Source organism: Pseudoalteromonas sp. SG41-2, assembly GCF_014164535.1.
Taxonomy (GTDB): Bacteria; Pseudomonadota; Gammaproteobacteria; order Enterobacterales; family Alteromonadaceae; genus Pseudoalteromonas; species Pseudoalteromonas rhizosphaerae.
Genome location: NZ_JACJFK010000020.1, coordinates 24792 through 38838, shown reverse-complemented (window position 1 = coordinate 38838; position 14047 = coordinate 24792). Strand labels below are relative to the sequence as shown.

Genomic DNA, 14047 nt, shown 5'->3' with positions numbered 1-14047 from the left:
CGCTATTACTATGATTTATATTAATTTATCGATACACAAGTAGTAAGTGTGAGGTGTTTATTGCTACACTGAATTACCTAATTTAGCGAAGTCTCAATGAAACTAATGAAAAAAATAGTTATCACTTTATTTATTATGTTGGCACTGAGTGCTTGCAGTAAGCCAATACCCGCAGATAAGTTTGCTTATATAGGTTATTGGCAAGGTCCTGGCATGTATCTAGAAATACTCCCAGATGGAACTTTTGACTATCAACGAGGTGGAACTTCTATTTCATCATCCGTTGATGAGTTTGATGGCGATAATTTCTTAGTTGATATGCTTATAATGAATACAACTTTTGAGGTTTCGCAACCACCATTTTTTAGCGATGGGCAGTGGTCAATGGTTGTTGATGGAGTAAGATTAACAAGGACGGATGACTAACTTACTCTGCGTTTATGTTAACTACTATAAAATAAACTAATTGGTATCGGTGATTCATAATGATAATAACAGCGTTTCATAGCTTAACAGCGTTCTGTGTACTGACTTTTTTTGTGTTTAGCCACTTAGCTATTGCTCAGCAAGTTGATGGCTTTCAGCATACATTGATTGATGGTAAGCCTTCACTTCGTGGTTCGGCGATCTTTGATCAATCGTTGTGGGTCACAGGTACCAATAATAGTGTATGGGTGAGCCAAGATGGCGGTAAACATTGGCATGATCGCAGTGTTAAAAGCAGCATAAATAATGACTTTCGTGATATTGCGGTGTTTGATACGCAAACCGCGATTGTAATGAGTGTTGGCTCAGGTAAACAGTCTTCATTATATAAAACAACAGATGCAGGTAAAAGTTGGCAATTATTGTTACAGAATCAGGATCAGGCAGGTTTTTTTGATTCAATTGCATTTTGGGATCAAGACAATGGTTTATTAATGGGTGATCCTGTCGATGGTTATTATGTAGTTAAACGTACACAAGATGGCGGCAAAACATGGACACGAACCGATAAAGTAAATTTACCTAGCTTAATACCTTCAGAGTCCGCATTTGCCGCCAGTGGTAATACACTCATTGTAGGAAAAGATAATCAAGCATGGTTAACAACGGGTGGAAAGTCGGCTTCTGTTTATCACTCAAATGATGGTGGACTATTTTGGCTAAGGAAAAGTGTTCCTTTGTATCGTAGCGCGGATACTGCTGGTGGTTATGGTCTGGCTTTGAATAGTGATGATGATTTATTTGTTGTTGGTGGTGATTACCTGCAACGTGACAAAAACTATCCAAATATGGCACGGTATGACGTTACAAAAAATCGTTGGAAACATGTTAAATCGGGTGACCGTGGACTAAGAAGTGCGATGGCATGTAACGCATTCGCTTGCATTGCAACGGGTAAAACAGGCAGTGACATTTCATACGATCAAGGAAATACGTGGCAACCACTTGCTAATCCAAAATATGATAATACCGGTTATTTTACATTAAGCGCCAGTAATGCTCGTTTTTTATTTGCAGGTTCTGAGGGCAAAGTAGCTGTTTTAATAATACCGACTGAATAATTAGTTTGATTAAAGAGTCACTAATGCTTAAAGGCTTTATTTTTCAGAGGTTATCGGCTTTTATCGCTGATTTAGCCTACTTTAGCGCGTTGTTATGGCATCACACTTTTGGCTATAGTAAGTTTAGATTGAAAATTCATCAATAAAAACATAGTTAAACTAACTATGAAGGTACTTTATGAAAAATAATAAAATGACAAAATTTATAGGGTTATTTTGCTGTTTAATTTTTGCAAGCTTCATACAAGCAGAAGAAAATAAGCAGGAAGATAAAAGAGCTGAATATATTCGCTCTCATTATGCTAAATACGAGTACCAAATACCAATGCGCGATGGTACTAAATTATTTACAGCGGTTTATGTACCTTATGATAAATCAAGTAAATATCCAATCATGATGCAACGCACGCCGTATCGTGTTGCTCCCTATGGTGTAGATAAGTATAAAGCCAAGTTAGGGCCCAGTGAGATTTTTGAAGAAGAAGGGTTTATTTTTGTTTTTCAAGATGTTCGCGGTAAGTTTATGTCTGAGGGTAGCTATGTAAATATGCGTCCTCAAGATGCCGGAGACAAAGGTGGTAAAGCGGTTGATGATGCAACCGATACTTACGATACCATTGACTGGCTAGTTAAAAATATCCCAAACAACAATGGCAAAGTAGGCATGTGGGGCACCTCTTATCCTGGTTACTACACGTCGGTGGCTGCAATTAATAGTCACAAAGCATTAAAAGCGATTTCACCACAGGCTCCTATTGCTAACTGGTTTTATGATGACTTTCATCGCAACGGAGCTTTTTCAACACCAATGGCATTTATCTTTTTCGATACCTTTGATAAACAACGGGAAGGTCAGTTTGCTTATTGGCCTGAAGGAATGGATTCTACAACACCCGATGGCTATGAATTTTTCCGTAAATTAGGCCCGCTTTCAAACGTAAATAAAAAATATTTTAATGGCGAGCGTCCTTTTTGGAATGAATTAACTGAGCATCCTAATTATGATGAGTTTTGGCAAAAGCGTGATGTTTTGCAACATCTTGATAATGTAAAGCCAGCGACACTAATTGTCGGTGGGTGGTATGACACTGAAGACTTGTATGGGCCATTAGCGACCTATCAAAAAATGTCTAAGCACAATAAAAAAGATAATGTACATATCATTATGGGCCCTTGGTATCACGGTCAGTGGAATCGCGGAGAAGGCGACAAAATGGGCGAAGCTAATTTTGGCTTTGATACCAGTGAGTGGTTCCAAGAGCATATATTACTGCCATTTTTTAAGCATAATTTAAAAGGCACTAAAGAAGCGTCTTTAGCGAAAGCGACGATTTTTGAAACGGGTGCCAACAGATGGCGTGAGTTTGATACTTGGCCGCCAAAAGAAACGAGCGATGTGACGCTTTATCTTGGTAACAACGAGCAATTATTAACTTCAACAGATAAGCAAGGTGGTTCGAGCGATTATATTAGCGACCCTAATAAACCCGTGCCACACTCTGCACATACAAGTCGAGGTTGGGATCGACCTTATATGGCTGAAGATCAGCGTTTTACAGCTCGACGTACCGATGTATTAGTATTTAATAGTGATGTAGCTAAAGAAGATCAAACTATTGCAGGTGCAATAGATCTAAACTTGTATGTTTCTACCAGCCAAAGTGCAGCGGACTTTGTAGTAAAACTAGTTGATGTATTTCCTGGTATGGATGAATCCACTAACAAAGTTGATGAAGCCACAGGTAACCGCCACGAATTAGTTAGATGGGGCATTATTCGTGGTCGTTTTAGAGACAGCATGAGTGAGCCCAAACCATTTGAGGCAAATAAACCCACTTTAGTTAATTTTGAATTACTGGATGTTTTACATACCATTAAACGCGGGCACAAGTTACAGATTCAAGTTCAAAGTAGCATGTTTCCATTTATGGATATGAACCCACAAAAGTATGTTGATAATATCTTTAAAGCCAAGGCTGAAGATTTCGTAAAAGCGCAACATAAACTTTACCATAGTGAGCAATACCCAAGTTCGATTTCATTTAAAGTTATAGGGCACTAGTTAAATTGTAGCTACTGCTCTTGAATGAGAAACAAATAATAATTGCCAGCTGATAAATATGTTTATCAGCTGGTGGTTATTAACTGTAGTAGCACCTACCTGATCTTAAAGTTTTGACACACCGGTTTATATTTCATCTGATAGACAGTTGTGAGCTGTATGCAGATATTGGTATAAGTTAAATTTAGCCCCACCGCCATAAATATTTTAATTTTGCCCGATAACATTATTCACTGCTGTTTTGATGCAAAATAACAAGCCTTGATTTTAGCTATTTTAATTACTTGTTTACAAAGGTAATTATTAATAGAATTATCAGAGTATGTAATATAGGCCGTTTTGAGGTGTTATAAGCCACCAAAATGGTGTTCAATAAGACGTTAGGCGTAAAGGGAGTTTCAACAATGTTTGGTAAAAATTCAACGATTCGAAAGTATAAATACAAACTTCGTCCCGCATTAGCTAAAAGGTATGGCGGTTCAGCAACGTATGCCAAAGGTCAAGTTGATAAAACCATTGATGAAATGGGCTTTGATAAAAGGCATATTCATTATGCATATTTAATGTATTGTGATGTTGCAACTTTCAAAGCTAATACACCTGTTAATGAATCTAGCGAGTCAATGAACAATACAATTACTTCCGTAACTGGAGTTGGGCTTTTTGGTGCTCTATTTGGTTCTTCACATTATGGCGGAGGGGGTGATGGAGGTTTTTCTAGCAGCGACTCTGGTGGCGGTGACTGATTTATGCACAACACATATAGGCGCGTTACGCAGTAATCTCTTATTGTGATTTCATCGCAGCCAGTTTTTTCCCGTATCCTTTTGGGATCGCTGAGGCACTTCGACTAAATGGATTTAGAAGGTAGAGCGAAGCAGGATGCCAGAGCCGAGACATTCATCAGTTAACCTGATCATGGCATTATTCAAGGCTGCTGGCTTCATTATTGGTAAAAGCATAAACAGTTGCCCTTACGTGGATAAATAGAAGTGAATGCCTTCACGTCATTCTGCGGCAACTGTATTGCCTTGTTCATAATCTAGAAAAACTGCAAAACACGACGCACTAATTAGTGTGAGCCATTACCACCTCAAATAAGCCACTCAAACACCTGCAATACCTTCCAAAACGCCATTAAAGCAACAGCAAATCCTCTTTTTATATTTCACATGAAATAGAAGTAAACGATTGAATCAAAATAGGAACTCGGCTATGGTTAATGCATCAATAAAAATAAATTAAAAACGAGTAATTCTACAGGCTCGTTAGTTCTTCGTGAGAAATCGTATGAAATTAGCGATCGGAAACATAGTTTTTACTAAAGTGAAAAGTGAATACGATGAAGACTGGTATGATTGGCTTTCTTCGGAATTATCGATCCCTTTTCTGAACAACTCAAAGCTTCAGATAAGACTTGATTTCAATGATCAAGAATTAGATGAATTCAAATCTGAATTAGAGAAAACACTAAATAATACATTGGCTCTGGACAAAGATGACAGAGAATATCTCAAGGAGCACCTATTCGCATACTATAGAGACTTTGTCTTAGACGTCGGAGAAGAGTGCCTTGAAGATATGCCAGCTCAGGAGAATGAAGATGATATATTTGAGTTCGTACATATATCATCTTTATCAATTAGCAGAAGCTCTATAACTGAGGAATTTTTCTGTCAATTTACAGGTGGATGCGATTGGGAGATTGAACATGGGATTTCTATATCTTTTAAGGACGGGAAGAATCTAGCTAAAGTTGGGGGTTGTGGACACATAAATAACTCTGATGCTTACGCGGATAAATCCATGGATAAGTATATTTATTATGGCAATATCGTCAAAACATATGCAGCGGAATAGCACTAACAAGCGGTTGTAATCTGACCTCGGCAGTTGAGCCGGGAGTTGGTATGACTCCTACTTTTAAGTTAAACACACTGATCCTGTACTAGATCGAGTCAATATTAGCCCTGAGAACTGGTTAAAACTGATAACGCAGTTTACTCGTGTATTCCATGGTGCAGTCGGTCGACTATCTTCACAGACGAGCTATTGTGAAAGCTTAGGCTGGAAACGACGAGCGAACCTTAGTAACAGTGAAAGTTATTAGCCTAGCGCTGAATATCATTAATTAAACATTCACACTGCAACAATGCAATTATTTGGCTGTCTGTAATTAAAATTTTGATTCCGATAATCAGTTTTTATAAGTATTTTAAGCGTGGAAATATTTAGGTTTTTAGCTACACGGCAAGTTTTGTGGTTCAATTTTGAGAGATAAATTAAAGTGGGTATCTACATAAAATCCTTCTTAAAACACCTGTAATACCTTCCAAAACGGCAATTAAAGCAACAGCAAATCCTCTTTTTATATTTCACATGAAATAGAAGTAAACGATTGAATCAAAATAGGAGCTCAGCTATGGTTTAACCATCAATAAACATAAATTAAAAACGAGTTAATCTAAAGGCTTGTTAAATATTACAGTGGAATAAACTATGGCTACACATTTGGTTTCAGAAGTGCAACATCTTGATAGAAACCCACCAGAAATTCACTACCTAATGTTGGAAGAAAGTGATAATAAATATTATTTTCGAGCAGGTGAAGTCATTGGCAGAGGTGTCGCAAGTGGAGGAGGAGAAGCTAAATTCGATATAAGCTCACTTTTGAAAATGAATGGTTATGAAACGTTTTTAAGAGATACTGATTGCGAATGGATGCACGAAATTCTAATAAACGAAAACACAACAGAAAACGAAAAATACTTAAAAGTATTAAATCGGTGCAAATTGAAAAATATTAATATTTAACAAATTGCTCCACTCCAAAAATGCAGCTGAGCAAGGCGTTGAGGCTTTTTGAGAACGATATGACATCCACTGCATTCAAAAAATTAGATGATTTCCTTAACAAGAGCGATCACGAATCAATGGATTGGTGTGATGGCGGGGAGTCCGAAATGGCTGAAAAGCTTATCGAAAAATTTGACGAGCAAGATTGGAAAACACTTAGCGAAGTATCGCAAAACAGAAGTCTTCAATGGCAGGGCTGCTTGGTCAGTATTTTATGTCCTCAGTACGGAGCAGTTGCTCAATATATTCTCGTTAAAATGACAGGTAGCAAAAATCCCGACATTGCGTTTGCAGCGATGTATGCGATCTCATTTTACTGCGGTATAAACGCAAATTCTGCAGGGCCTTTTATAGATGACTGTATTGTACATGAAGAGTTTAGAGCCAAGCTTAGATTGAACTCAGAGTTTTTGGCATCCATTCCCCAAGTAGGTAATTTGGTGGGGCGTAATTATGAACTGTTACAAAGCATTCTACGCGGCAAGCCATAACAAAGAGCTGCTAACAAGGCGTATGAGGTAGCATCTTGCTTTTTGCTATTTTTTGTTTGAATGACCGAAATGACGCATATGCGACTGTCAGATTTGATTGAATCCCACTAACCAAATCTGACAGTTCAAGGTAAGGTTTATTCATATAACGATTTTGAACATTACCTCTTAAACCCCAGCTGTGGTTTAAATTTGCTGGTTTATACACTCTCTAATTTCATTCAAGGTGGTTTCTTTTACTAATTTACCGTCTTGAAAAACAACCTCTAGCAGTCCTTGTGCTTCTTCTTGCTCGGTTACGTCATCAAACAAGGTGAGCTCGCCATTGACTCGCTCTATTTTTAAGAGCCCTTTTGCTGATTTTTTCTTTGCATCAGTTTTAGGATCTTTAAAAATAGCTAAGCGTTCACCAGCTTTGACTACGCTCGTTGCTTTTACTGCTGAGCCATGTGTATCGCGAGTCACATATTGGTAGCTGTAAGAGCCAATACCTAATACGACTTTTGATGCAAAGCCTTTATCCATCAACCTTTGTAAAATTTGGCGTTGACGGGTTAGCGTTATAGCATCACCATAAATAGCGCCAATGTGTTCATCAAGTAGCTTGTAGCCTTTTGGCGTTGTGGTGCCACCAAATATACCCCATAAACATTCGATGAGCCCTTTTACTTCACATTCCATCAGTTCAATGGTGTTGTTATCTTCAAAGCCAAAATATTGGCCATTAAAACGGTATGCTTCGTAGCCTCTTTGTAATACTTCTTTTTCAGCTTCATCTTGAGTGGTGAATAGTTCACTGTAATCAGATACCGGTGAAACAGTATATCCAGTGAGTACTTTAACCGGATCACCTGAGTCTGGGCGTATAACTAACGTGCCGTCGCGCGCCATGATTTCGTTTTTTAATTGTGGTAAGTAATCAGTTACTAACGTCCAAAAGTCCCAGGTATCAGAAACAACGCTTAAAATTCCTTTTGGTGACTGCTCTTTCATTAAGTATTTGAAAAACTCAATTTCACCTTCCATGATCCATGAGCACGTAACCGAATGTTCTGTTGCATCAACAGAGCAACCTACAAGCTCGTTATCTACATTAGCGCCGTAATATTTTTCGGCAAATAAAACAGCAGGAATGGTGTCTGTGCCTACCAGTCCTGATGCTAAATGACCAAAACCACTCATAGCGGCAGCATGTTTGCCGAACATCCCTCTAAAGCTAAAGTCATGCCCTTGGAAAGGTACAAACTCCATAGGCATTGCTGTTTTTTGTGCAAATTCTTTAAATACTTTTAAATAGGCAACAGAGGTTGTGGTACTTGTTTGGATTGGCCAGTTTTCGCAGCTTAGTACCGTTTCAATCATATTTGTTAACCATTGAAAACCGGCTTTAGTATTGACGATTGTCATAGGCGGAACTAAATAAGGGACTAGGGTTCCCTCTGGTAATGCTTTTATTTTCAATGGTAAATAACCTAAGTCATGTAAGTCTTCTAAATACTTTACATCAACAGTATAACCAAGCATTGAGCTCATAATACGTTTGTGATTAGCAACTGCTGTTGCCTTATCCACTTTGAAAAACTCATTCCATTCTTCTAAAAGGTAGCTTTTAATAAAGTACTGTAGACCAACAAACGCCACTTTATCGTTATTTTCTATGTTACTAAGCTTTCCGCTTCTTGATGTGAAGTTTGCATATACTTCACTTACGTCAGGGTGATAAGCGCGGCTATGGAATTCTTTATAAACATCTTTTTGCATACTTGCAGCTGTAATAGTCATGGTGTTTTCCTTACATCTCAATAATTTCTAAATTAATATTGTTACTGTGTTTAAATTCATTAGCAGGTTTAAATGAGTCAGTGGTGTAAATTTTGTCTATTAGCCCTTCAAAAACATCCAGTCCTTTTGAAAAAATACCATGGGTAATAAAAAGAGATACTTCAACTGCACCATGACTTTTTAGCACTTTGGCAAGCTCGATAAATGTTCTGCCGCCATCACAAATATCATCAGCAATTAGTACACTTTTACCTTTTACATCGCCAACAATTTCGGTTTTAATTATTTCGCCTGTTTTTAAGTTTCTGACTTTTTGCGCTTGGATGACTTCAGGTACTCCATTGAATTTTTCTGAAATCTTAATGGTTTTTTTGCTCGCCCCTGCATCTGGAGAAATAAGAGTCAGTTCGCCTCGCGATAAACGTTGGCTTAGCACTTCGCATCGAGTGAGCAGCGAAATTTGTTCAATATTAGTCACTTTATTTATTAAAGCGGGAGATACGTCGCTATGAGCATCCCAAATAGTGACTTTAGAAAAATTTAAGCTGTTAATAAAATTAGCCATAACAGCAGCACCTAATGCTTCACCTTCAACGCATACTCTGTCTTGACGTGCATAAGGAAAGTAAGGAATAACAAGTTCAATAGGTGTACTTTCATTTGTTAATCTTTTTAACGCATCGACAGCAATCATTAATCTAACCATGTTTGAAGAGTTGGTTAGTCGTTCAAAAATCTCTATTTTTTTAGAGTCTGAAAAATTAGCGGTATTAAATCTGACATGTTCTTCACCACCAGAAAAAGTGAAATTATCATAATCGATTAACGATTTACTTCCTGTTGAGTCATAGCTAAATACTTTCATTTTTTGTCCTTTAAATGTTTGTGTCCTAGTGACACAAACAAGTTATCAAATGTACTCATTATATTCAAGCTATTTTTTAAACTAAATTACTGAAATTATGCTAAGTGTATAATTGTGCTATAGGTTGAAATTGAGAAGTGTTTGATTTATTGTGTCATTAAGACATTAAATTAGCGTGAGCATATTGTGGCTAATCATTACGATATTACTGAATATAAAAACCCTTTATTTACAGTCGACAGTGTACTGTTCACAGTAAAAGAGGGCGCTTTAAAGGTTTTAATGGTAAAGCGTGCAAGCGAGCCTTTTGCTGGTAGATGGGGGCTCCCTGGCGGATTTGTAAATATTGATATTGATGACAATGTTGGCATGACTGCGCTGCGTAAACTTAAAGAAAAAACCAGTGTTGCCCCTCAGTATTTAGAGCAATTACAAACGTATTCAGGAGTTAACCGAGATCCCAGAGGTTTTAGTGTTACTTTGGTTTATTTTGCATTAATTGCAGAGGCGCAAGTATCAACTCATATAGCAACTGTTGATGATGCAAAATGGATAGATCTAAATAAACTAACTGAATTCCCCGTCGCTTTTGATCATAAGTTTATAATTGAACAAGCAAAAGAGCGGTTAAAACAGAAAGCGCTTTATTCAATGATCCCAGTATATTGTTTACCAGAGCACTTTACTGTTGGGCAGTTTAAGTTAGTCATTGAAACTATTCTTGGTAAATCAGTACAGCGAAAGAGTATTATTAGGCGAATAGAAGCTGCGGATATGTTTGAAAAAGTCGATGAAAAAGTGAAGTCTGGTGGCCGCTTAGCGCAAGTCTACAAAGTTAAACCCGATGTGGATATTATTAACTTTGAACGTAACTTGAGTGTTTAATATAAGGTGAAGCGCTCCTCGTCTAATTTATAAGAGCGTTAGTTTATTCCTGCTTATATGAGTATGTACTAGCTCAGACTTGTTTGATTATATTGAAGTATTTTAAAATCGAGTTCGACTGCACAACCATCTTGGCCATCAGTCCCCTGAAGAGTTTAAAACTAGGTATAAATAGGCAAGCTAGGTGTCTTGAGTTTCAAGGGAAGATCATTTACATGATTTATAGTGAAGTGAATCAAAGTCTTTCAGACTACATTGAAAAGTTATTCAATTCGGAGAAATAAAATGACAATGAAATTTAATATAGAGCATATAGCTTCTTACTACAAGTACCTTCAAGATAGTAGTAACTATCCACAGGATAGCCTTTATGAACTTTTCATAATAGGTAAACTCTACAGAAATAAAGAAGTTGTACAAGAAATTTCAGAAATCTTAACCAAACATGCTAGCAAAGCACAAATCAAAGCATTTAAAACCCGTAATAAGCTTCCTGAAAAATTAGATGATACCGGAAAACTCATCAGTACGCTTGTGCATTTTGCAGCTATAGATCCAGATTTTCCTATTGGCAAGCTATACAATATGCTGGGCTATACACGCTTCTTTTTAAGTGAAGAAAGCGTGGCTAAAAAAATAAGTAAAGACCCTTCTATTATTTTAAGACTTCAAGGCATAACTGGTTTGTACATAACTAATGTATTTGCAAGTGGTATTCCAGAAGAATTAGGAACATTAAGTGGAATAAATACGCTTGACATTAAAGGGCCGTATACAGTACTCCCTGATTCTTTCAGTAACTTTAAGGACTTAGAAGTCATATCGCTAAAAACCCCATATTTACAACAGTTTCCAGAATATTTCAGTCAATTAAAGCAACTTAAGGAGCTCACTATTGATCAGACTAAAGAAGGAGAAACGGTAACCTTAGAAATGCCAACCGACTTGCAGCAACTGAGCAACCTTGAAACCTTAAAATTAGAAGGCTTAACCACCACAAGTATTGATCAATTAAAACTTCCAACTTCTATTAAAATATTGGAATTGGAGGATTTAGAAAATTTAAAAACCTTACCGGATCTTTCTTCCTTGAAAGAATTAGAAGAAATAGAAGTTTTTGATTGTCCTAATCTTACCAAAATTCCCGATAACCTCCATCACTTAAAAACACTAAAAAAAGTACAGTTTAGGTATTTGCCAAAAATTAAAGAAGTTGATGATACCTGTGTATTTATGCCAAATATAGGTGTTATCCAATTAGATGGTTCTATACAAATCATAAATACTGGTGCAGCTCTACAAGTTTCTAAATTGATGCTTTATCGAGCAAGCTACCTGGCTTATATACTACAACATCCTGAAAGCTTTCCACATTTAAAGGAAATAGAACTCTATCGTATTGAAGAATTTTCTAACTATCCTTCAGGTTTTGAAAGTTTACCAGCGTTAGAAACTATTGCGTGTTTTGGAGTGAACGAATATGGTTCATTATTGACAAATATTGGTGCTTGCCCGAACTTATCTACTCTAAAAATATGGAATTCTGATATAGAAAAGTTGCCTGAAAATCTAAAAAATATGGACCTGCTAGACTCTTTAGAAATTCAACGATGTCCTAACTTAGTCATTGAAAGTGATAAACTTCCTCAAAAGATCAATAACCTCTACATTCTAAGTATTAAGGAGCTTGTTCCTGGAGAAAAATTAATACAAACTGAAAAAGCTTTATTTCAAACGTTGAGCATCTCTAATATGGTGGGATTTTTTAGTAAGATTGTTGCCGCTAGCTTAGATATATCTTTATATAATGAAACATCAGCCCCTACAACAGATTATTCGTCCTATTTTCCTAAGCCAGAATACTTAAAAAAACTACAGGTTATTTGGTCAACAGCGGCTATAAAAGATGTTTTAAAATACTGTCCTCAATTAGAAAAACTGTTTATAGAAAATCAAAAAGAAAGCGAAGCTGCACTTAATGTGCACCCTGCTGCTCAATTAAAAGGATTAGAATTAGGCTATTATAAAGCGCAAAATGTAAAAGAATTGCTTCAGCAGATGCCTAATTTACAAGCGCTCTCAATTGAAAATAACCAGGTTATAGAAGATTTTCCTGCAGTACAGCTTCCTCATTTAGAAAAGCTTTCCCTATCGCGTACAGAGGTATCATCGTTAACAGCCTTAGAGGCTCCCAAACTAAAAGATTTAGAGATTACGTTATGCTACTCTTTTGATAAAAAGGCTTATGCTCAGCTTAATCAATTTACAGCTTTACAGCGCCTTCATTTAATGGGCGTAGGCAACGATATTACAACCATACCAGAAAGTTTAATCAGCTTGGATCTTATCGATTTTAACCCAAAACATAAAATTGAGAAACTCCCAGAGTATGTTAAAGAGTTTTCTAATTTAGAAACCCTCTATTTGGAAAGGATACATTTTGTCGATTTCCCTAAATGGATTGCTGATTTAAAACATCTACAGTATTTAGGAATTAATGGTTGTACGTTTGAACATGCTATTCCTGAATATTTTCAGAAACTAAAGTTGAAAGAGGTGAAATACTTCATTTCTAAATTTAGTGGTAGTAACATATCATCTAAAACCTATCAAAATTTGATCACACCCAATTACACGAAACTTAAAGATGAGTTCAGTCATGAAAAGTTTTCTTTTCTTTTTAGTGCCGATTACTACTAAGATGAAAAAAGAGTTAGCTGAGTTAATATACAAAGCTTAACCGTTCGGTAATAGCCAAATTTAAAAACTGACGTTGCTACTGCGTGGTGTTCTTTTTCTAAGGAGAACACCAGAGCACAAAAGTGACACCCATCTTAACGCTTTGCGCATCTTTAGCTGCTTTATTTTCTTGCATTTATAAATCGTTTTTTTCAACAATGCGCGGGGGTATTTCTTGTATTTTACAACAACAAAAAACAACAAATATAAATCTCTTGATTTACATTTAGATACAGAGTTAGACTGAAAGTATCAAAAAAATCAAAGGGTTTTCTGTCTGCAACTCGCGGGTTTAGATCCTTTGAATAAGTTGTTATGTTCTTGGGGGACATTGATGATCATCAGGAAGGTGGAAGAGAAGGACCTTGAAGCTGTAAGTGCAATTTGCATGGACTCTTTTTTGCAGTCTGTTGCAAGCACATTGTCTGATGAGGGGATTACAACCTTTTCGAATATCGCTGCGCGCGATGCATTCCTCGATAGGATGAGAGGCGATAACTTGATGCTGGTTGCTGAGAACAACGAAAATGTCGAGGGCGTCATTGAGCTTAAGGAAGGTCGCCATGTTGCGATGCTTTTTATTCGGCCGGAATCACAGAAAAGTGGTATTGGAAGAAAGCTGCTTATATCCGCCTTGAATCATGCGAAGGTTGAAACTGTTACCGTTAGCGCGTCGCTATCTTCAGTGACCGCTTATGAAAATTATGGGTTTGAGCGTAGTGGCGAAATCGGCGAATCGGCAGGCTTGGTTTATCAGCCTATGGAGCTCAAACTTAACAAGCCAATGCACGCGTGATTGCGACGTTATGTGACGATAGGG

12 protein-coding genes are annotated in these 14047 nt (G+C 37.0%); 10 read left to right on the top strand and 2 right to left on the bottom strand.

What is annotated here, in order from left to right; translation table 11 throughout:
• The first annotated feature begins 105 nt into the window (after positions 1-105).
• The 7 genes from H5186_RS15780 to H5186_RS15750 all read left to right on the top strand — a co-directional run bounded on the left by H5186_RS15780 (position 106) and on the right by H5186_RS15750 (position 6956).
• Complete coding sequence (locus H5186_RS15780) at positions 106-426, top strand: membrane lipoprotein lipid attachment site-containing protein (RefSeq protein ID WP_182719567.1); 321 nt, start codon at positions 106-108, stop codon at positions 424-426.
• 59 nt (positions 427-485) lie between these two features.
• Entirely contained in the window at positions 486-1547 is a 1062-nt protein-coding gene (locus tag H5186_RS15775; RefSeq protein WP_182719564.1) for a YCF48-related protein, read from the top strand.
• A 178-nt stretch (positions 1548-1725) separates the two neighbouring features.
• Positions 1726-3609 carry a CocE/NonD family hydrolase gene (locus tag H5186_RS15770; RefSeq protein WP_259398791.1) on the top strand — a complete coding sequence of 628 codons (1884 nt, stop codon included), beginning with the start codon at positions 1726-1728 and terminating at the stop codon, positions 3607-3609.
• Positions 3610-4013: 404 nt separating this feature from the next.
• A complete protein-coding gene (locus H5186_RS15765) occupies positions 4014-4355 on the top strand; it encodes a DUF6559 family protein (protein ID WP_182719565.1) in 342 nt (113 codons plus the stop codon).
• 544 nt (positions 4356-4899) lie between these two features.
• Positions 4900-5469, top strand: a complete 570-nt coding sequence (locus tag H5186_RS15760) for a DUF6985 domain-containing protein (protein WP_182717984.1) — start codon at positions 4900-4902, stop codon at positions 5467-5469.
• A gap of 639 nt (positions 5470-6108) precedes the next feature.
• Positions 6109-6423, top strand: a complete 315-nt coding sequence (locus tag H5186_RS15755; protein ID WP_182717985.1) for a hypothetical protein — start codon at positions 6109-6111, stop codon at positions 6421-6423.
• Positions 6424-6572: 149 nt separating this feature from the next.
• On the top strand, positions 6573-6956 hold the full coding sequence (locus H5186_RS15750) for a hypothetical protein (RefSeq protein ID WP_182760974.1): 384 nt from the start codon (positions 6573-6575) through the stop codon (positions 6954-6956).
• Between the two features lie 186 nt (positions 6957-7142).
• Here H5186_RS15750 and H5186_RS15745 read toward each other — a convergent pair whose 3' ends face one another.
• Together H5186_RS15745 and prs are read right to left on the bottom strand one after the other, a co-directional pair.
• Positions 7143-8738: a nicotinate phosphoribosyltransferase gene (locus H5186_RS15745; protein ID WP_182794661.1), complete on the bottom strand. Its 1596-nt coding sequence runs from the start codon at positions 8736-8738 to the stop codon at positions 7143-7145.
• Between the two features lie 10 nt (positions 8739-8748).
• Positions 8749-9603: a ribose-phosphate diphosphokinase gene (gene prs / locus H5186_RS15740; protein ID WP_182784544.1), complete on the bottom strand. Its 855-nt coding sequence runs from the start codon at positions 9601-9603 to the stop codon at positions 8749-8751.
• Between the two features lie 186 nt (positions 9604-9789).
• Between prs and H5186_RS15735 the strand changes: the two genes are divergently transcribed.
• The 3 genes from H5186_RS15735 to H5186_RS15725 all read left to right on the top strand — a co-directional run bounded on the left by H5186_RS15735 (position 9790) and on the right by H5186_RS15725 (position 14023).
• Positions 9790-10488, top strand: a complete 699-nt coding sequence (locus H5186_RS15735; protein ID WP_182784546.1) for an NrtR DNA-binding winged helix domain-containing protein — start codon at positions 9790-9792, stop codon at positions 10486-10488.
• Positions 10489-10773: 285 nt separating this feature from the next.
• Positions 10774-13188 (top strand): leucine-rich repeat domain-containing protein, encoded by a 2415-nt coding sequence (locus tag H5186_RS15730; protein ID WP_182794660.1) that lies wholly within the window; start codon positions 10774-10776, stop codon positions 13186-13188.
• A 373-nt stretch (positions 13189-13561) separates the two neighbouring features.
• The gene (locus H5186_RS15725; protein WP_182717989.1) at positions 13562-14023 is read left to right on the top strand and encodes a GNAT family N-acetyltransferase; all 462 of its coding nucleotides are present in this window, start codon (positions 13562-13564) and stop codon (positions 14021-14023) included.
• Positions 14024-14047 lie beyond the last annotated feature (24 nt).

Excerpts from the sequence above, each read along its gene's own strand:
- H5186_RS15730 (WP_182794660.1), top strand. The coding sequence starts at position 10,774 with ATGACAATGAAATTTAATATAGAGCATATAGCTTCTTACTACAAGTAC.
- prs (WP_182784544.1), bottom strand. The coding sequence starts at position 9,603 with ATGAAAGTATTTAGCTATGACTCAACAGGAAGTAAATCGTTAATCGAT.
- H5186_RS15770 (WP_259398791.1), top strand. The coding sequence starts at position 1,726 with ATGAAAAATAATAAAATGACAAAATTTATAGGGTTATTTTGCTGTTTA.
- H5186_RS15725 (WP_182717989.1), top strand. The coding sequence starts at position 13,562 with ATGATCATCAGGAAGGTGGAAGAGAAGGACCTTGAAGCTGTAAGTGCA.
- H5186_RS15755 (WP_182717985.1), top strand. The coding sequence starts at position 6,109 with ATGGCTACACATTTGGTTTCAGAAGTGCAACATCTTGATAGAAACCCA.
- H5186_RS15760 (WP_182717984.1), top strand. The coding sequence starts at position 4,900 with ATGAAATTAGCGATCGGAAACATAGTTTTTACTAAAGTGAAAAGTGAA.
- H5186_RS15765 (WP_182719565.1), top strand. The coding sequence starts at position 4,014 with ATGTTTGGTAAAAATTCAACGATTCGAAAGTATAAATACAAACTTCGT.
- H5186_RS15780 (WP_182719567.1), top strand. The coding sequence starts at position 106 with ATGAAAAAAATAGTTATCACTTTATTTATTATGTTGGCACTGAGTGCT.
- H5186_RS15775 (WP_182719564.1), top strand. The coding sequence starts at position 486 with ATGATAATAACAGCGTTTCATAGCTTAACAGCGTTCTGTGTACTGACT.
- H5186_RS15745 (WP_182794661.1), bottom strand. The coding sequence starts at position 8,738 with ATGACTATTACAGCTGCAAGTATGCAAAAAGATGTTTATAAAGAATTC.
- H5186_RS15750 (WP_182760974.1), top strand. The coding sequence starts at position 6,573 with ATGGCTGAAAAGCTTATCGAAAAATTTGACGAGCAAGATTGGAAAACA.